The organism is Paenibacillus sp. cl6col (assembly GCF_900102125.1).
Taxonomy (GTDB): Bacteria; Bacillota; Bacilli; order Paenibacillales; family Paenibacillaceae; genus Paenibacillus_B; species Paenibacillus_B suaedae.
Genome location: NZ_FNAZ01000007.1, coordinates 235,084 through 254,258 on the forward strand (window position 1 = coordinate 235,084; position 19,175 = coordinate 254,258).

Genomic DNA, 19,175 nt, shown 5'->3' on the forward strand with positions numbered 1-19,175 from the left:
ATATGGGCTACCTATGCTTATTAGGGTGAGTACAATGAATTGGGATGATTACAAAAATAGGTTCTATCATTTTGCTAAATATGATAATAAAGATGATAACTATATTGATAGTTGTCTTAACTACGCGGAAAAATTATTTTTAAAAGATATCCCCGTCATTTATGACGTCACCCATTTTTCCAAATTAGTGGGATATAAAGAAGCCTATATAATGAAAGTAAGCAATTCTCAAGGATCATTTTATAGAGAGTTTAAAATCCCTAAAAAGAAAAAAGGTGAATATAGGGACATTTATGAGCCGCTCCCAAATTTGAAAAATATCCAACGGTGGATCCTTGATGAAATATTAAACAAACTAAAACCAAGTCCTTATAGCAAAGCATTTAGAGTTGGCTATTCCATAAAGGACAATGCAAAGTATCACAGGAACCAAAAAAAACTTCTTAATTTGGATATTAAAGATTACTTCAAATCAATTGGGTATAAAAAAGTATATAATTTTTTTAGATCACTTGGATATTCAAAACATGTTTCAGTGGTTCTTGCGAATGTTTGTACTTTAGATGATGAGTTACCTCAAGGTGCGCCTACAAGTCCAATGTTATCAAATTTAATAACACAAAGACTTGATCTTAGAATAGCAAAGTTTGCTTCTAAGAATAAAATCAGATATACACGTTATGCCGACGACTTAACATTTTCAGGTGATTTCGAGGAAGGTATCGTTATAAATTTTGTAAGGAAAGTTCTATTGTCGGATGGTTTTTTAATTAATGAACAAAAGACAAGAGTTCGCAAGCAAAATCAACAACAAGAAGTAACAGGCATTGTAGTGAATGAAAAGTTACAGGCTTCTAAAAAATATAGAAAGTCATTAAGACAAAAAATATACTATATTAAACGCTATGGATTAGAAGATCATATTTCGAAAATTGAATTTGACAATAAAATAAGATACTTATATCATCTTTTGGGCACTGCAAATTTTATATTAAATGTCAATCCCAACGATGAAGAGGCTAAAGAATATTTTAATTATTTAAAGCAATTACTTTTTCAATATAAACTAAAAAAGCTTGATCAAGAAGTAGAATAAACCCATTGATAGGGAGAAAATAACTATATCAATGGGTTTTCCCTATGGAAATTATTCTTGCTTGTAACATCTGATTGGCTTTTTTGTTATGTAATCGAAATATCTAGTAACAATGAACATGTCGTTAGTCCCCTGAAAATGTAATATTCACCTGATTCAACTCAATATAGACCAAGATAAACAAAACTTGAAATTAATTCTTCATGTAACACTCTTGAAACGTATACACCACAAAATTAAGAATTCCTCACCTCTATCATTAGGCTTAACACAGTTAATACTCAGAGCATCCTTACCTGCAATTTCAAGAGATTTGGTGCATATTATTCCAAATGCTTCAGACTCCATTGTTACTAAGTAAGATGTCCTTTCAATACTCTGTCCCCTATTATATTAGGCTACAAGATTGTATTAATATTTACTTACCTTGTCTTTCAAACTCTAGGGGACGAATTCTCCCAAAATTCACTTGCGTATTTTAGACGATGTTTGCGGATTGTGGGATTTGTAAGCGGTACCATACTTGCTACAATAGACACACAACGCAATGAACATTGCTCAAGGGGGAATATACAAATGAAAAGGCTTTCTTTGATGCTAGCGGCTTGCATGATGTTTGTCGGAGTGTTAAGCGGTTGTGGCGGCAGTGAATCGGATTCGGGTTCATCCAATAAATTGGTCATTTACAGTCCGAACAGCGAAGAAATCATCAAGACGATCATCCCAATGTTTGAAAAGAAAACAGGCATTACGGTTGAGCTCGTAACAGCTGGTACAGGGGAAATTGTTAAGCGTCTACAGTCTGAAAAGAAAAATCCTTACGCAGACGTTATGTTCGGCGGCTCCATGGCGGGCTACCGCGAGCATGCCGACCTGTATGAGCCTTACGTATCTCCAGAAGATGCGAACTTGATTGAAGGCCATCGCAATAAGACAGGCTTCGCAACTCCGTTTGTTTCAGACGGCAGCGTGCTGCTTGTGAACAAGAACCTGATCGGCGATATCAAAATTGAGGGTTATGAAGATTTGCTCAATCCGAAGCTGAAAGGCAAAATTGCATCCGCTGACCCGGCAAGCTCCAGCTCCGCCTTCGCTCAGCTTACGAACATGCTGAAAGCTATGGGCGGCGACTATGAAAATCAAAAGGGCTGGGATTATGTCAGCAAGCTGATCGAGAACCTCGACGGCAAGATTGCAAGCGGTTCCGGTGCAGTTCATAAGAGTGTCGCAGACGGCGAGTATATTGTTGGCTTAACATACGAAGATCCTTCCAGCACTTATGTCAGAAACGGTGCACCGGTAGAAGTTGTGTATCCGAAGGAAGGAGCCGTATTCTTGGATGCAGCATCCGCCATTATTAAAGACGCACCTCATATGGAAAATGCGAAGAAGTTCATCGACTTCATCCTGTCCAAGGAAGCGCAAGATGCATTCGGCACACAATTGACGAACCGTCCACTTCGCAAAGATACACAGCTCGGCGACTACATGACGCCACTCGACAAGATCAACATGATTGACGAAGATACAGACTACGTTAGTGCACATAAATCCGAAATCGTAGAACGTTACATCTCTGTATTCACAAGCAAATAATCGGTTTTCAGAATCAAAATATGCGTGTCAAAAAGTCCGGTTCTCAGCACCACTTTTGATTATCGGACTTTTTGACTACCTATAAAAAGGTTAGGTGACAACAACAATGAGCGTGACAATAAAAATAAAAGACCTAGTCAAAAAGTATGGCGACACAACCGTCATTCCAGAGTTGTCCTTGGAGATCAAGAAAGGCGAATTCTTCACACTTCTCGGTCCTTCCGGGTGCGGCAAAACGACACTTCTGCGCATGATTGCTGGCTTCAACAGCATTGAAGGCGGAACAATCAACTTCAACGAACGCGTCATTAATCAGGTTGAGCCAGGCAAGCGGAATATCGGGATGGTGTTCCAGAGCTATGCGATCTTCCCTCACCTTACCGTTAAGGGAAATATTGCGTTCGGTCTAGAGAACCGTAAGCTGTCCAAGGCCGAAATCAACGACAAAGTAGAAGATATCCTCAAGGTCGTACAAATCGAGCAATATAAAGATCGCATGCCGAAGAACCTGTCCGGTGGCCAACAGCAGCGCGTCGCGCTTGCCCGTGCAATCGTCATCCACCCGGATGTACTGCTCATGGACGAACCGTTGTCCAACCTTGATGCGAAGCTCCGCGTCGATATGCGGAACGCGATTAAGGAAATTCAACGCGAAGTCGGCATTACAACGGTGTATGTAACACACGATCAGGAAGAGGCTATGGCTGTATCCGATCGCATCGCCGTTATGAAGTCAGGCGTCATTCAGCACTTGGGCACACCGCAAGAAATCTACCAACGTCCAGCCAACGTATTCGTAGCTACATTCATCGGCCGCACGAACATTATCGAAGGCAGCTTAACGCGTCAGGGCGACAACTATAAGGTGAACTTCGGTTCCGGCTATGCTGAGGAGCTTCCTAACATTCAGCTTCCGGCTTCAGCGAAGCAAAATGAATTGAATGTCAAAATCTCGGTTCGCCCAGAGGAATTCGTCATTACTGAGGATCAGACTGGTATGAAGGCAACCATCGTACACAGCGTCTTTTTGGGTCAGAACACGCATTACTTCGTCGATCTGGAATCCGGTCAGCGCGTGGAAATTACACAGGAATCGAAGACAACACAGATTCTTGATCCTGGCCAAGTCGTTCATTTGAAGGTGAAAAAGGAAAAAATCAATGTATACGATGCTGCAGGTGAATTGAACTATACAAGGGGCGGTCAACTATGAGGGGGACGCGCAAACGATTTGACGTCTGGACTAACATTTCGTTCCTGATATTTGGTTTCTATCTTTTGTTCCTAGCCTTGCCTTTGTTTACGATGCTGTTCAAAAGCTTTTTCAACGGTACCACAGGCGATTTCTCACTCGCCTACTTCGTGAAGTTTTTCAGCAAGCCGTATTACACCAATGCACTATTCAACAGTATTAAAGTTACCGTCAGCGTAACCGCCCTTGCGGCGCTCATCGCAACACCGCTAGCCTATATAATGGCTACCGTTAAGATTAAAGGGGACTCAACGATTCGGATTTTGATTCTGCTCTCGTCCATGTCGGCCCCGTTCATCGGAGCTTACTCTTGGATTCTCCTACTCGGAAGAAACGGCGTCATTACCAAATTCGTCAGCAATACATTTGGCTTCCAAATGCCTGACATATATGGCTTTACCGGTATATTAGTTGTCTTGACCCTGCAAATGGTGCCTCTTATCTTCATGTACGTATCCGGGGCACTCAAAAATGTTGACCAATCGCTTATGGAAGCGGCAGAGAGCATGGGCTACAAGGGCATCAACAAGATGCGCAAGGTACTGCTCCCGCTCATCACACCAACCCTGCTCGCAGGCGGGCTGCTCGTATTCATGCGCGCACTGGCCGACTTCGGTACGCCGATGCTGATCGGTGAAGGCTACAAGACCGTTCCTGTCCTGATCTTTACTGAGTTCATCAGTGAAGTCGGCGGCGACGACGGCTTTGCTGCCGCAATCAGTGTCATCGTTGTATTGTTCGCAACAGCGGTCTTCCTGATGCAGAAGTTCATCGCCAACCGCAAGTCCATCACAATGAGTGCTTTGCACCCGCTTGAAGCGAAGAAGAAAAAAGGCATCGGCAACATCGCGGCGCATGCTGTCATCTATCTGTATACGTTAATCGCGCTGCTGCCGCAATTGTACGTCATCTATACTTCATTCTTGAAATCGAACGGCCGCGTCTTCGTTGATGGCTTCTCACTGCAAAGCTATCAGAATGCTTTCAATAGCATCGGCGGTGTCATTACGAACACGTTCATCCTGGCTATCGTGTCGCTCGTCATCATTATCCTGCTTGCGATTTTGATTGCTTACGTAACCGTTCGTAGAAAGAATGCATTAACGAATACAATCGATATTTTCACGATGTTCCCTTACATCGTTCCTGGTTCTATCTTAGGTATCGCCTTGTTGATTACGTTCAACGATAAGCCGCTGGCACTGAGCGGAACAGCATTCATTATGATTATCTCGTTCGTCATCCGGCGGTTGCCTTATACGATTCGTTCCAGTGCAGCCATTTTGCATCAAATTAACGGCGGTATTGAGGAAGCCGCAATCAGCTTGGGCGCTTCTCAGATGAAGACATTCTTCAAGATTACACTGCCGATGATGCTCGCGGGCGTTGTCTCTGGTGCAATTCTAAGCTGGATCACAATCATTACTGAATTAAGTACCTCGATCATCTTGTATACAGGTAAGACGAAGACCGTTACGGTTGCTATTTATACCGAGGTTATTCGCGGCAACTATGGCGTGGCAGCAGCACTATCTACAATCCTAACCGTCATCACAGTCATATCGCTGCTCGTCTTCCTGAAGTTGTCCGGACAAAAAGAAGTCTCCCTATAAGAGAGGACGTTCAAAAAGTCCGACTTTGATCACGAAGTTACACAGGAAGTAACTCGGTGCTGAAAACCAAACTTCTTGAACAACATATTTGAATGCTTCATCCACACCAAGTCGGTACCTCATCTGGAGGGCCGGCTTGGTTGTATTTGGATGATCTTCTTTCAACAACGAACCAGTATAATATGGAATGAAAGGGCTTACCGACACTGGAGGGAGACATGGAACAGAAGAAGATACGCACCTTCAAGGAGTCAACCCGTCACTTATTTCAGCTGTATGCGGTGATTCCGTTTTTGATTTTGATCGTGCTGTTTTTCATCTTTACGATCATTAATGGAAGGATGAATTTGACGCAAAAAACGACGGAGGCCGCCGAGTCGATCAGTAAATCTATGGCGGAGGTGTTTCAACAGTATCACGAGGAAATCAATCGGATGGCTATCTCACCTGCCGTGACGAAATATGTGACTACACGCTTAGGCAGCGACAAGGTGTATTCCGAATTCTATGACTTCAATAATCGGCAAAAGGTGAAGAGCATCTTCCATATCGTCGACACAGACAGCATCTTCCGAGCCAGCTCCGATTCGCCGGATGCACTCTACAACAGCTTCGCCTTCGGCAATCTCATCAACCGGATTGAACAGAAATCCGGCAACACGCTGACTGAAATGAACAGCTTCCGCTATTCCCATGATCGCGACACAAGCTACACATTCGGCAAAGCGATCGTCAAGGACAAGCAGACGATTGGCTATATCATCTACCAGCTCTACGAATCTGACATGCAGAAGCTCATTTTCGAACAGAACAATGAGATTGCGATGATCACGGACGAGCATAACACGATCATTGCCACTACCAGCAATGTCACCAAGGGCGTATTGAACAAATTCAGTCCTAAGCTGGACAAGCAAGGGCATGTTCTGTTGAACGACGGTACGTACTACATGTATACCAAGCGCATACCAGGCACACCGATTCAAGTGGTCACGCTCAATTCCTACAAGTCAGAGCAATACACCTACTACACGGTGTCTATCTTTATTCTCGCTGCCAGCCTGCTGCTGTGGGTCATCATTCATTTCCTATCGAACAAAATGTCTGCTCGCAATTCCGAATCGGTCGATAAATTAATTCTGGCCTTGGCCCAACTGCGCGAAGGGAATTTCAACGGCTATGTCGATATTCACACGAATGATGAATTCGAGATACTCGGCGATGAGTACAATGTGATGCTGGACCGGTTGAAGGAATTGATGCTGAAAAATAAAGAGCTGTCCGAGCTACGCACGATTATCGAGGTCAAGCAGCTGCAATCGCAGTTCCATCCGCATTTCATTTTCAACGTATTAGAGACGCTGCGATACGCCATTAAGATGGACGCCAATCAAGCGCAGCAAATCGTTATGCTGCTGTCGAGACTGCTGCGATACAGCATCGGCAATGATCGGAGCGTCCAACTGAAAGACGACATGAATTATGTACGGGATTATTTGAAGCTGCAGCAAATCCGGTTCAATGAGCGGTTGGAATACCGCATTACCGTCGAAGAGGAAACCAATCATGTATACGTACCTAAGCTGCTGCTGCAGCCAATCATTGAAAACGCTATCAAATATGGTTATCAAAATCAAAGCAATGTGCTTATCGAAATCCGCATCTACCCTTCTGACGGGAAGCTGATGCTGGAGGTATGCGACAACGGACAAGGCATGGACGCGGAGACACTGCTGAAGGTGAACCGAATCCTACACAGCCAAAACAATACGACACAGCATATCGGGCTCTACAATGTTCACCGCCGCTTAGTGCTGCTCTACGGCGAGGAATCCGGCATCCACATCAACAGCAAGCAAGGGACTGGTACTTGTATAACACTAACAATTCCTTACGAATGGAGTGAAGGCGATGTTCAAGGTTCTGCTAGTTGAAGACGAAGATATGATACGCAGAGGCATACGTTTCAGCATCGATTGGCTGCAATATGATTGCATCGTGATAGAAGAAGCGCTGAACGGACAGGACGGTTATGAGAAAATTTGCGAGCTTAAACCAGATATCGTCATCACGGATATTAACATGCCCATTATGGACGGCATCTCCATGATTCGCGAGGGCTTGCAGCAGCATACGTTCAGCAGCATTATTATTTCCGGCTATAATGAGTTCCATCTTGCCAAGCAGGCGCTGCAATTGGGAGTAACCGAGTTCCTCGTGAAGCCGCTGGAGGATGATCAATTGATCGCCGCCCTTGAATCGGCCAAGACGAAGGTCGATTTGCAGCGCAAATACGAGGTCATTTCGAATCATTCGCAAGAAACCGAAGAGATACTGAACAGCAAATTTATGGAGAAAGAAACGAAGACTTCGAAGTATGTATCGCAAATGATCACGTACGTGCAGGAGAATTATGCGAAGAAAATCAGCATCCATGATCTCGTGGAGCAGCTTGACTTGAGTGCCTACTACTTGAATCAGAAATTCAAAGCTGAGACGAGCTATACGTTCAATGAGTTCCTGAACCGCTATCGTATCCAAAAGTCAATCGACCTGCTGAAATCAGGCGACAACAAAGTTTACAACATTGCTCACGATATTGGCTTCAGCGACTACAAGTACTTCATCAGCATTTTCAAAAAGTACGCACATGTCACGCCGAGCCAGTATCAAGAATATTTCGCGGATAAGCATGCTTAATACTACAATCGAAAAATGATCTTATCTCGCTTTTTGATCCAACATGCAAAGACACCTCTTCCAGCCAACTCGGATTCCACTAACCGATTTAGGCAAAAGAGGTGTTTTTTCGTTTCTTATTCAACTGCTATGATCATAATTTGAAAATTGTTACGTATGACCTTCTGGCAAGCGCTATATTTTTGGGGTTCTCGCCTTTATCCTTTATTATTACTAGTGCTCTTTGCGCCATCGGACTTTGCACCATTTGCCTTTTTAGTCCCTTTGCTTTTATAAGGTTTTGGTTTGTTTTTTGCTCTTCTTTCACTAGCTTGCCATCTATTCCAGCCCTTTTTGTCCGTTCCTCTACCTGTTCCGCCTTTACCCTTAGCTTTACTCATATAATCACTCCATGATTGTTTGTATATAGGGTTCCCTGTCCTTTGTAGGTTTTAACCTACAACAACCTTAATCTGCGACCTAAGAGCTTACTATATCAAAGCTAAGCACTAGAATCAAAGACCTATCCCCTCCACAATTTTCATGGAACACTAAAATTAACAATCATCAACACGGCCTAAACACCTCTTCCAACCTGACCGAGGTTACTTGAATCCCCTACTCAGCTATTGAAGAGGTGTTTCTTCATTTCATATCATTATACAACTATACACAGATTATGGAAATTGTTATCATACCTCATGGAGGTGATCTTTTGAAATTAGTTCTTCCCGTTATTTATGCGATTATCTGGATTGTATATCAAACTAATCAATTACTAGGCTTCACTGGAATAAATGCATTCATGATAAAATTCCCTGCTGTATTTGTACTCATCTTTCTCGCCTTCCGAATAAAAGCACTTCACAAGACCATTCCCTGGGACTGGGGAATCCCTTTGCTCATCATGTTAATGCTCATCTTCGCATTTCTCCCTAGCATCCTTCGCCTACTGTGATATGACATCAGCAGCTTCTTATTTCATAGCCTGCCAACTTTTAAAATCATGAACAGCAAATCCAGCATAGCTCATATAGCGTGTTAATTGGTTATGGGCGGCTTGCAGCTCCTTTTCCATCGTTTCGCTGCTCATGGAGTAGAATGATGTCCGTGGACCCTCCGAACTTTTTACTGTCTCCACGGCAATGACAATTTTCTTTTTCAGCGTGGAAGCTTCTCTCAGCATCGCCTGCGCATTTTCCACAATTCCATTTTTGCCTAACGCATGATTGCGATAATTCATGATTACCAGGCAATCGAATTTCTCCAAAAGCCATGCGCTCATGCTGTAATCCGTCCCCGGCACTTTGATCGCATTCAGCCAATACGGAACGTCCATCGTAATTTTGAGATTGTTCTCCTTGGTTTCCTTCTCGATCAGTCGCAAGTTGTCCATCCAGCCTTCCAAAAGCACCTGATTGTCTTTCTTCCACTCGCTTAAGCGGTAAGGCTCGATATCGAAATGTAGTCCCGCAAACCTCGCCTCCGCTTCGACGGACGCATTGTAGGCGTTGACCCAAGCAATGAATTTTTTTATCTTATCCTGGTTTTTCTTATAAGCCCATTCGGGTCGTCCCTCTAGTGCCTCTACTTGAATCCCCTGTTCCTTGGCGCTGCGAACAAAGCTTTCATAGATCGCCGGGGCCATATCGGTATTAATTTGAAGGTAGATGGTAGTCACATTGCGCTCTTTAGCAAAGCTTATCGCCTTGTCTGAATCTCTTACGATCACTTGGCTGTCCCATATCCATGTCCCCTTCGGCACATTGCCGACGGCCGTCATGATGCTAACCTGATTCTGCTTCCGCTGCCATTCCACTTGAGCATGAAAGGCCTCGCTGATGAAGCGCAGGGGAACCATTGTACGGCCGTTTTTGAGCAGAGCTCCCCCACCAAAAGTTACGGTTTCCCCGTTTACAATGGCATGACTTTCTCCAAATCCCAGCGCAATCGTATCATTTTTATAGGTAATTAGGATCTGGTTCTGCGGCCTGTTCCACTTCACGGTTGCGCCAAGCTTCTCGGACATGAACTTGGCAGGAACCATGGTCAGGTTGGTAGCAGCGTCCACATAAGGCAGTTCGTCCGGGAAGGCTACTTCCCTTCCATCCACCTCGACTCGAAGTGAAGAAGCATAGACGCTAGGGATATTGAATCCAACACTCATACCTATACATATAACTGTCATGTACAAAAGCAATCTCTTCATATGATATATGACCTCGACTTTTCTCTTTGTAGTTCTGACATACAAGGAGATTATAAAGTGCAGAGCAATTGGCAACAAGACCCATTTCTGTATGGTGCATATCACCTAAGGTCCTATATATCTATTACCTTGCTAGGAGGCGTACATATGGTACCGCAGCGAGTGAGTCTTCTCACGATTGGCGCATATCATTTGCCTTCCCTGAGAGCCTTTTATCAGCGGCTAGGATGGGCAGAAACGGAAATAAGTTCGGATGAATATGCCGTATTCAAGACGGCAGGGGTTATTCTCTCACTGTTCCCAATTGAGAAGCTGGCGGAAGATGCAGGAGTTGAAGTGCCGAAGCAGACAAATGTATTCCGTGGAGTCACGTTCGCTATCAATGTCGATGCCCCTGAACAAGTCGATTCCACCATTGAGCAAATTAAACTTGCAGGTGCACACATTCTCCGCGAACCGAGCGATGCCTTCTGGGGAGGAAGAATTGCTTACTTCGCAGACCCGGAGAACAACTATTGGGAAGTCGCTTGGAATCCAGATTCCGTGTTTGACGAGCGAGGGGCAATGTTGACCTTTTAAAAGAAGCAGGGAGTTCATCATCGGATGAACTCCTTTTTTACTAGCTTTTATGGGGACTGATACCTTCATCATTTCATTAAAGAATGAATCCTATATTGGCAACTACTTACTCATAGTATCCTTCTGTTGACTTGCGAAATCCCTTAAACTGATTGGCATCATGCCCGTACCATACTTGGGAGTTTGTTCGTGTGGCAAGCGTGCGGATACGCTCTACCGTATTCCGGTATCCAAGCGAGTCATACAGATTGCCTGGCGGTCTCACCGGTGGACCGTAGCTCTCCGCTGTATAGATGGTATCGGAAGCAAGGATGATCCCACCCGTTTCCGGCATATTGACATGCAAGCCCAGCATGCCCCAAGCATGTCCGCTTCCGAAGTTCAGCAGCGTAATGCCCTCGGCCAATTCCAGTTGATCCTCTGTCCGCTTGATCGTTTTCCACTGTAGATTATTTTTGATCCAGGCATCGATGTCGGCCCATATGTAGCCCCCTTCTTTTTCGTTGCGGGCATACGTTTGCAGAGCTCCGTTCAGCTCGTCCTCGTGAACGATAATGGTCGCATTCGTAAACAATTCCAGACATCCTGCATGATCCAAATGCAAATGAGAAGCCACAACATACTTGATATCCTGAGGAGATACGTTCAACTGTGCCAGTCGATTATGCAGATAACATTCCTCACTCGCTTTCCACGGAAAGAGCATTTGTATCGATTCCGCCCACCGGCCCTCCTTGCCCATTCCATTCGGATTGCAAGCCGTATCGAACAGAATCTTGCCTTCTGGATGATCAATTAACACCGTATAGACAGGAAATTCCACAAATTCGGTCGCCGCATTCGGATTCAGAACCGTAGCCGGATTATGCATGGCAAGCAACCAGTTCTTATCCATGCTCATACGGCCATTATCCATCACATACAGCTTAGGACGAGCCTTGATCACATTTGTCATCTTCATTTCCTCCCATTGATTAAGTACGGCATAGGATACACACTATGATTCTATGATCAAAATCGAAGAATTACCAACTAAAATTGCATAAGGAGGGATTATCTGGACTAATGCTCAGTAAATAAAAAGCACAACAATGTCCTCTATCAATCCAGACATCATTGTGCTTGTTCGTTGATCTTTACTCTTAGTTGCTACACATCCGCGTCCTTAATGAAAATAATCTTAATTCCTATGATCTGACTTTGCCTATTGACAGCATAATACGCCGCATACGCTCCATCGCCAAATCCGGTACGAGAAACAACACCACCATCCAGCACACCGGCCTCTTCACCGCTCTCTGTAATATCGCAGCAAGCGTAATACCATTCGCTGTCCGTATCATTGGGTTCCGTACTATCTGCATCGGCATCTGGAATTCGATACTTGCTCACGTCAAAGATTCCAGCCTGTCCGCTATCTACGCCTACAATGAAGTTCCCTTTCACCCATTCAAGGGTCTCCAGCTTATCGGCAACCGAGCCGTGACAAGCAAGAAGCTTGGCACAAGCTTCTCCCCAATCTTGGACCTCCGTCTTGCTTACGTATGCGCTCCATGCTCCATTCAGCACATCGTCCAGCACACCCATAATGATCGTATTCTCATTCAAGTCATAGCATGGATCGGATACAACCAGTTTCCCGGAGGTGATTTCAAATTGACCTAATGAAATGAATATAGCAAACACTCCTTTCATAGTTCTTTCCATACTTATTTCTTCTTTTTCCGTAATCTTGGTCTCCACTTATGACCGCATTTCATACATGAATTAATCAGCTCACTATTTCCTGAAAACCCTAATATCAAACCAAATAGCATAAAAAACATGATAGTTGTAGGGCCGCCAATCGCATGACCAATCAATGTACCTAGTAACGTAAAAAAACATCCGCCTAAAAAGGCAAGTCCTGCACTAAAACCTCTTTGCCCTCCTACAATTTGTACTGAACCACATTTCTCACACCTGACTGCATCATTATGCTCATTTATCATATTATTCGTGTTACTGCTAGAACCTGTTATCCTGCCTGTCTGCTTGCCAGTACTCATCTGGCTGCTGGTAGTCCGTGTTTGTGTCGTCGCGACTGGCTTGCTCGCTCTATTGCTTGTTATCGTTCTAGTAGGCTGCACTCTATTAACTCCTTTCGAATCTATAACTATGTAGGAATAAAGTCGTATATTTAGATATTTCATACTTTATACAAAAGACCACATTTTTTCCACCAAATATTTTCCATGTAAGGCATTTAAAGATTATATCCAAGGAGAAAACACAAAGAACCCGAGAGGGGCACCTTTTATCGTGTCACCACTCGGGTTCTTAGGCTTGCAGCCTTCATGTAATGCAATATTATTGGAATGTCGTAATAATAAGCCAGATATTGAGAATCGTTAATACTACGGAAATGACCCAGGCGAGAATAACGACCCATAATTTATTTTTAAATTCGCCCATCAGTTTCTCATCGCTCGTAAAGAGAGTCAAAGGAATGATGGAAAACGGCAATGCGACGCTTAGAAATACTTGTGAATAGATCAATAATTTCTCGACTACAGATTCCGTACTCCCGAACACCAGGATACATACTACGACGGGAATAATGGCCACAAGCCGGGTAATCATCCGTCTAGCCCACATCGGCATTTTCATATGAATGAAGCCTTCCATAATGATCTGCCCGGACAATGTTCCTGTAATCGTTGAATTTTGGCCTGACGCAAGCAGGGCAACGGCGAACAATACGCTCAGTACAGGGCTGGCAATCGCACCGACAATCGAGCTGTCATTCAATGCACGGTATAACTGCCCCAGTGTATCCAAGGAGCCACTGTAACCGAAGAACAAGGATGCACCTAGAATAAGCAGTAAGCAGTTCACCACAAACGCGACAGTTAGCTGTATATTGGAGTCAATCGTCGCAAATTTGACTGCTTCTTTGAGCGATTTCCGATCTCCACGATCATACTGGCGTGCCTGCACAATCGACGAATGCAAATATAAATTGTGCGGCATTACCGTGGCGCCAACGATGCCTAGCGCGATAAACAATGCCCCGTCATTAAATACGATCTCCGTTCTTGGGATGAATCCTCCAAGCATTTGAGCCACATTCGGCTGAGCAATAATGACTTCATACAGGAAAACAACAAGTATCGTTGCAATCAACGTAACGACGATGGCTTCAATTTTCCGAAAACCAAACCGCGCTAATATCAATAGTAAAAATACATCAAGTACGGTAATAAATACACCAACGAGCAAAGGGATATTGAACAATAAATTCAATGCCACCGCACTCCCAATAACTTCAGCTATATCTGTAGCCATAATGGCCAGCTCTGTAATAATCCATAGGGCAAAGCCCCATTTTTTGCCCGTTTTCAACCGAGTTACTTGCGCCAAGTCCATTCCGGTTACAATTCCTAACTTCGCAGACATGCTCTGCAATAGCATGGCAATCAGACTGGAGATGAGAATGACCGACAACAGCAAATAACCAAACTGCGCCCCACCCGCAATGGAGGTAACCCAGTTGCCAGGATCCATGTATCCTACTGCGACTAATGCACCCGGTCCTGAATAAGCTAGCAGCTTCCTCCAGAAACCTGCATCTTGAGGTATCGGAACCGTATTATTTATTTCCTCTAAGCTTGAGCCATTTTGTGTTTTGTGAAAGAATCTGCCTTTTCCTGACTCCATAATCAGCCCACCTTTTTTCCACTCCCAAAAATGTTTCTCTATATCAACTTTTAATCATTTTATACCTTTTTCTGAAAATTTCAAGTGTTAGACATGCTTCCTGCCACTCTTTTTATATGAAAAGGGCGGCCGTTCCCTGTTTCAATCCAGGGAAGCGACCGCCTCTTGATTCCTAACGATATGTTATTGTGTTATTGTTATTGACTATTAGCCTCGCACACAACACTCACACTCACACTACACGAGCATACCCGCAATGGCTGCACTCAGCAAGTTTGCAAGTGTTGCAGCAATGATCGCGCGGAAGCCCAGCTCAGCGAGATCCTGTCTGCGGGAAGGAGCTATACCGCCCAGACCTCCAATAAGCAGCGCGATGGCTGCCAGATTGGCAAAGCCGCACAGCGCAAAGCTGATGATGACTACGCTCTTCGGAGACAAGCTTGCAATCTCAGGCGCGAACGAAGTGTACGCGACGAATTCGTTCAAGACGAACTTCTGCCCGATGAAGGAACCTGCTTGCAGCGCTTCGCTCCATGGAACACCAATCAAGAAGGCAATCGGTGCGAACAGGTAGCCGAGAATTTGCTCGAGCGTCAATGCTTCAATGCCGAACACGCCGCCAACCCAGCCGATGATCATGTTCACTAGGAAAATGAGCGAGATGAACGCCAGAAGCATCGCTCCTACCCCGGCAGCAATTTTCAGACCGTCCGAGGCACCGCGAGCAGCAGCGTCGATCACATTACGGGACTCCGTATCCTTGACCATCTGAACCTTTTCCACTCGAAGATGGTGATCAGTTTCCGGCATCATGATCTTGGCCATCAACAAGCCGCCTGGTGCCCCCATGAATGCTGCTGCAAGCAAGTATTCAATCGGTACGCCAAGCATCGCATATCCGCCCAGTACGGAACCAGACACGCACGCCAGCCCGCCGACCATAATCGCGAACAGCTCCGACTTGGTCATTTTCTCGATATAAGGCTTAACAACAAGCGGCGCTTCGGTTGGACCGAGGAAAATATTCGCTGCCGCTGACATGGATTCCGTTTCGCTCGTCTTGAGCACTTTAGATAGAAATCCGCCAATGATTCTTGTTGCCCACTGCATAATGCCGAGGTAATACAGAACTGCGATTAAGGAACAGAAGAAAATAATGATCGGCAGCACCTGCAGTGCGAACGTAAAGCCCGCCTTCTCTGCCCCGAGTATCCCGCCGAACAAGAACTGAATCCCCGCATTCGTGGAATCAATGATGCTCTGTACAACTTTGGATAAGTAGTTCAGCATCGTCTTGCCGAATTCCCACTTCAGTACGATTAACGCAAAGATGAATTGAATCGCGAACGCGCCAATGACCGTTCTCGGATTAATCGCTTTGCGATTTTTAGATAATGCCAGCGCTATAACGAGAATGCCTAAAATGCCTAGAAGCCCCCAAATGTATTGCATATACAGATCCTTTCTTCATCGAGTCTATGGCCAAGATTGTAATACGAAAGGGTCGGATAGACCTCTTCAATTTCATTCGTATGAATTCGAATATTTTGTGCTAGTTTATGGATTTTAATACATCAAATAGCATTCCCTTAAACGCATCGCGATCGACTGCTTCACATACGCGAACATTGCGCGTGCGCTCCAATCGATTGTTGATGTCGACGAGGCTGTAGCCTCTTGTCAACTCGCCCACCGTTTCTACATCAACATGATAGAGATGAGAGTTCGTCATAATCGACTCATTTGCCGCAACTGCTGCCAGCAATGTATCTGGATGCGTTGTACCATTCAGACGGTGAACGGTCTTGTTGAAGCGCATGACGACCTTGTTCACGTCCTTGAAGAATTTCGCACCCTTTGTGCCGAGCTGCTCGATTTCCGCATGGTCGTTGTCATCCATGATGGAATATTGCGTACACATTTCCCAGCCAACCATCGTGATTGGAATGCCTGAGTGAAGCACGATCTTAGCCGCTTCCGGGTCAACGTAGAAGTTGTACTCTGCCGTCGGTGTAATGTTGCCGAGCGCATTGTTCGTGCCGCCCATAATATACAAATGCGGGATTAACGGTATAATCGTCGGATCCTTCTTGATGGCCATCGCAATATTCGTCAGCGGCGCAATCGCCAGCAGATGGATTTCCCCAGGATTGTTATGCACCGTGTCAATTAAGAAATCAACCGCATGTCCAGTTGCAGGGGATTGAATCGCCTTTTCGAAAAAGGAATCGCCCATCCCGTCCTTGCCGTGTACATCCTCTACAGTGCGATGCTCTTTGTGTCCCAGTCCCATAATTGGACCTTCATATCCTTTGTACACCGGAACCTTGCCGCTATGTCCTGCAACCTGAACCGTATACAATGCATTTTCCACCTGTTGATCGAACTGCACATTACCGCCTGTAATCATAATGCCTTCGACTTGGAAATAGTGAAGGGCCGTTAAGATCGCGATTGTATCGTCACCTGCTGTGTCGGTATCAATAATGACGCGTTTCTTCTCTGACATTATGACTCCCTCTTCTCTGTTGCTTTTTTCGCTAGGTCTGTCATGTAATCGAAGAATGCATCGCGGTCTACATCGTATACGACCTGTACCGGACGACCGTCTGCCGTTTCTACCGTACGGCCTTGGCTAGCACCTTCGGTAATTACCTTGCTGTTCACCGTCTGTACCTTCACAAGATCGCTCTTGCCAACGAAGGCAGTCGTTAATACATCCCACAGATAGTAAGTCGAGTTCGTAGAGAAATGAACGAGCGGCGGCACCATTGCGTAGCATTGACCGAGGAAATCCACCCCGATATGCTTGCGCTCTGCAGCCCAGCGTTCACGAACATCCAGTGTAAGCGGTACTTGGTTCGTGCTTTCCAGCGCTACGAGATCAATCTCGATTCCGCTCTCCCACACGCGAGCAGCAGCATCCGGATCCCAGAATACGTTCCATTCTGCTGTTCCGTCATGCTCAGGCTCATGCACATTGCCCGCTTCGCGGAATGTACCGCCCATCCATACAAGGCGTTCTACCTTCTCTTCAATTGTTGGATCCATATCTAATGCGCGAGCAAGATCAGTCAGCGGACCTGTGAATAACAAGGTCGTCTTGCCTTCCGTTACACGCAGCGTATCAATAATGTGTTCATGTGCCGGCTTGTCCGCAACCGGAGTTACGACCTTGCCAGATTCATTCAAGAGCGGCAGAGCATCCACATAGAATGCATGCATGCGCCAGTCTTTCGGGAAAGGATTTTTCCCACGCGAATTAGACGCGGCTACATCCAGCCCGCCTGTTCCGAAGCGATCAATGATTTTACGGCTTGCAAACATCGCTGGTTCTAAGTAGCAATCCGCTGGAATAACGGATACACCTGTCAACTCAACGTTATCCATTTGCAATAACAAAAACAAAGAAATCAAATCATCAACGCCGCCATCGTGGTTAAAATAAATCTTTTTCTTCATCTTGTCTCCATTCCATACATCAACACTTCATGTGAAGTAAATGTATTCTATGTTATATCCGTACAAAGTGTCGCAAAACCGAACAAACAAAAATGATTTTTATCGCATTATTCGGATTCCGTTATAAATAATACTAAATTTTCTTTTAAAAATATATAGTTAAAAGAAAAAAATATTCGATTCTAAAGTATTAATAGGGAGAATTGTCACTTATTCCTATCTGACAAATGATACTTCCTCTCCCCAGTCCCGTACATCCCTCGCTTTATTGCAAAGAAATGTCCTCACCGCGAAGAGAGGACATTCGTACATGATCTATCATAATAGAAAGTATAGAGAAATAAAATCAACAAAGTTTCTGACTCCATTCTGCCGATTACATATATAGTATTGTCTGATTCCTAAAACCTAATCCTCCTACGAAAGGAGAACAAATTGTGCAGCAGCGTCCATCTAGAACGCCAGTAAAACCTATCAACAGAACCACAATGAGATCACCCAGCAGAACAGCAGAGCCTGACAGAAATCGTAGAACCCGTGAGCAGCCCAGAACGATTCGCCCTGCTTCGATCAACTCACAGTCAGGGAAGCCGGAAAAAGTGACAGAACTTCCTAAGACATCGACCAGCAAACCTGCTGCTAAACCTGTCTCACCTTCCAAGGCTCCCGTAAATAGACAGGGGCAAGCAGTTGCTTCCCTTATGTTCAGCCTACTTGGTATCCTGTCATTTCTATACATATTGAATCATCTGAACGAGGTGATCAAGTATAACTCCATATTCACGTCCAAACTAAAGCCCGTCATGATTACGTCCTTTATCTTGAACATAATTGGATTTGCATTAGGGATCAGTGCGAGACATTCTGCGCGAGGCGGAGGGATAGCAATCGTTGGGGCGACATTTGCTTCGATTCCTCTAGGCATTTGCGTGGTTATTCTCCTTGTATTTATCTTGAAGTTGACGGGTGTCCAACCTCTATGAGGGGAGC

General features: G+C 44.8%; 16 protein-coding genes. 8 read left to right on the forward strand and 8 right to left on the reverse strand.

What is annotated here, in order from left to right; genetic code table 11:
• Positions 1 to 34 precede the first annotated feature (34 nt).
• The 6 genes from BLS15_RS19195 (at position 35) to BLS15_RS19220 (ending at position 8,257) form a co-directional block, all read left to right on the forward strand.
• Positions 35 to 1,096 (forward strand): retron St85 family RNA-directed DNA polymerase, encoded by a 1,062-nt coding sequence (locus BLS15_RS19195; RefSeq protein WP_090513335.1) that lies wholly within the window; start codon positions 35 to 37, stop codon positions 1,094 to 1,096.
• A gap of 576 nt (positions 1,097 to 1,672) precedes the next feature.
• Positions 1,673 to 2,692, forward strand: coding sequence for an ABC transporter substrate-binding protein (locus BLS15_RS19200; RefSeq protein WP_021255468.1), 1,020 nt, complete (start codon positions 1,673 to 1,675; stop codon positions 2,690 to 2,692).
• 106 nt (positions 2,693 to 2,798) lie between these two features.
• A complete protein-coding gene (locus tag BLS15_RS19205) occupies positions 2,799 to 3,905 on the forward strand; it encodes an ABC transporter ATP-binding protein (RefSeq protein WP_021255469.1) in 1,107 nt (368 codons plus the stop codon).
• Entirely contained in the window at positions 3,902 to 5,557 is a 1,656-nt protein-coding gene (locus tag BLS15_RS19210) for an ABC transporter permease (protein WP_021255470.1), read from the forward strand. The genes BLS15_RS19205 and BLS15_RS19210 overlap by 4 nt, the downstream gene beginning before the upstream one ends.
• 218 nt (positions 5,558 to 5,775) lie before the next feature.
• A complete protein-coding gene (locus tag BLS15_RS19215; protein WP_090513340.1) occupies positions 5,776 to 7,491 on the forward strand; it encodes a sensor histidine kinase in 1,716 nt (571 codons plus the stop codon).
• A complete protein-coding gene (locus BLS15_RS19220) occupies positions 7,469 to 8,257 on the forward strand; it encodes a response regulator transcription factor (RefSeq protein WP_090513345.1) in 789 nt (262 codons plus the stop codon). Before BLS15_RS19215 ends, BLS15_RS19220 begins: the two co-directional genes overlap by 23 nt.
• A gap of 197 nt (positions 8,258 to 8,454) precedes the next feature.
• On the opposite strand, the gene BLS15_RS19225 is transcribed toward BLS15_RS19220, so the two are convergent.
• Complete coding sequence (locus tag BLS15_RS19225) at positions 8,455 to 8,637, reverse strand: DUF3934 family protein (protein WP_021255473.1); 183 nt, start codon at positions 8,635 to 8,637, stop codon at positions 8,455 to 8,457.
• A 575-nt stretch (positions 8,638 to 9,212) separates the two neighbouring features.
• Positions 9,213 to 10,424, reverse strand: coding sequence for a copper amine oxidase N-terminal domain-containing protein (locus BLS15_RS19235; protein ID WP_254777373.1), 1,212 nt, complete (start codon positions 10,422 to 10,424; stop codon positions 9,213 to 9,215).
• 168 nt (positions 10,425 to 10,592) lie between these two features.
• On the opposite strand from BLS15_RS19235, the gene BLS15_RS19240 reads away from it, so the two are divergent.
• The gene (locus BLS15_RS19240) at positions 10,593 to 11,024 is read left to right on the forward strand and encodes a VOC family protein (protein ID WP_021255476.1); all 432 of its coding nucleotides are present in this window, start codon (positions 10,593 to 10,595) and stop codon (positions 11,022 to 11,024) included.
• Between the two features lie 106 nt (positions 11,025 to 11,130).
• Here the strand turns inward: BLS15_RS19240 and BLS15_RS19245 are convergent, their stop codons facing one another.
• The 6 genes from BLS15_RS19245 to BLS15_RS19275 form a co-directional block, all read right to left on the reverse strand.
• Positions 11,131 to 11,979 carry an AhlS family quorum-quenching N-acyl homoserine lactonase gene (locus BLS15_RS19245; protein WP_028532636.1) on the reverse strand — a complete coding sequence of 283 codons (849 nt, stop codon included), beginning with the start codon at positions 11,977 to 11,979 and terminating at the stop codon, positions 11,131 to 11,133.
• Between the two features lie 194 nt (positions 11,980 to 12,173).
• Complete coding sequence (locus BLS15_RS19250; RefSeq protein ID WP_090513505.1) at positions 12,174 to 12,701, reverse strand: DUF4241 domain-containing protein; 528 nt, start codon at positions 12,699 to 12,701, stop codon at positions 12,174 to 12,176.
• A gap of 672 nt (positions 12,702 to 13,373) precedes the next feature.
• Positions 13,374 to 14,723, reverse strand: a complete 1,350-nt coding sequence (locus tag BLS15_RS19260; protein WP_021255482.1) for an Nramp family divalent metal transporter — start codon at positions 14,721 to 14,723, stop codon at positions 13,374 to 13,376.
• Positions 14,724 to 14,960: 237 nt separating this feature from the next.
• Positions 14,961 to 16,175 carry a NupC/NupG family nucleoside CNT transporter gene (locus tag BLS15_RS19265; RefSeq protein ID WP_021255483.1) on the reverse strand — a complete coding sequence of 405 codons (1,215 nt, stop codon included), beginning with the start codon at positions 16,173 to 16,175 and terminating at the stop codon, positions 14,961 to 14,963.
• A 100-nt stretch (positions 16,176 to 16,275) separates the two neighbouring features.
• Positions 16,276 to 17,232 (reverse strand): nucleoside hydrolase, encoded by a 957-nt coding sequence (locus tag BLS15_RS19270; protein WP_090513353.1) that lies wholly within the window; start codon positions 17,230 to 17,232, stop codon positions 16,276 to 16,278.
• A complete protein-coding gene (locus BLS15_RS19275) occupies positions 17,232 to 18,185 on the reverse strand; it encodes a nucleoside hydrolase (RefSeq protein WP_090513358.1) in 954 nt (317 codons plus the stop codon). The genes BLS15_RS19270 and BLS15_RS19275 overlap by 1 nt, the downstream gene beginning before the upstream one ends.
• Positions 18,186 to 18,622: 437 nt before the next feature.
• Between BLS15_RS19275 and BLS15_RS19280 the strand changes: the two genes are divergently transcribed.
• On the forward strand, positions 18,623 to 19,168 hold the full coding sequence (locus BLS15_RS19280) for a hypothetical protein (protein ID WP_051614096.1): 546 nt from the start codon (positions 18,623 to 18,625) through the stop codon (positions 19,166 to 19,168).
• The last annotated feature ends 7 nt before the right edge of the window (positions 19,169 to 19,175 follow it).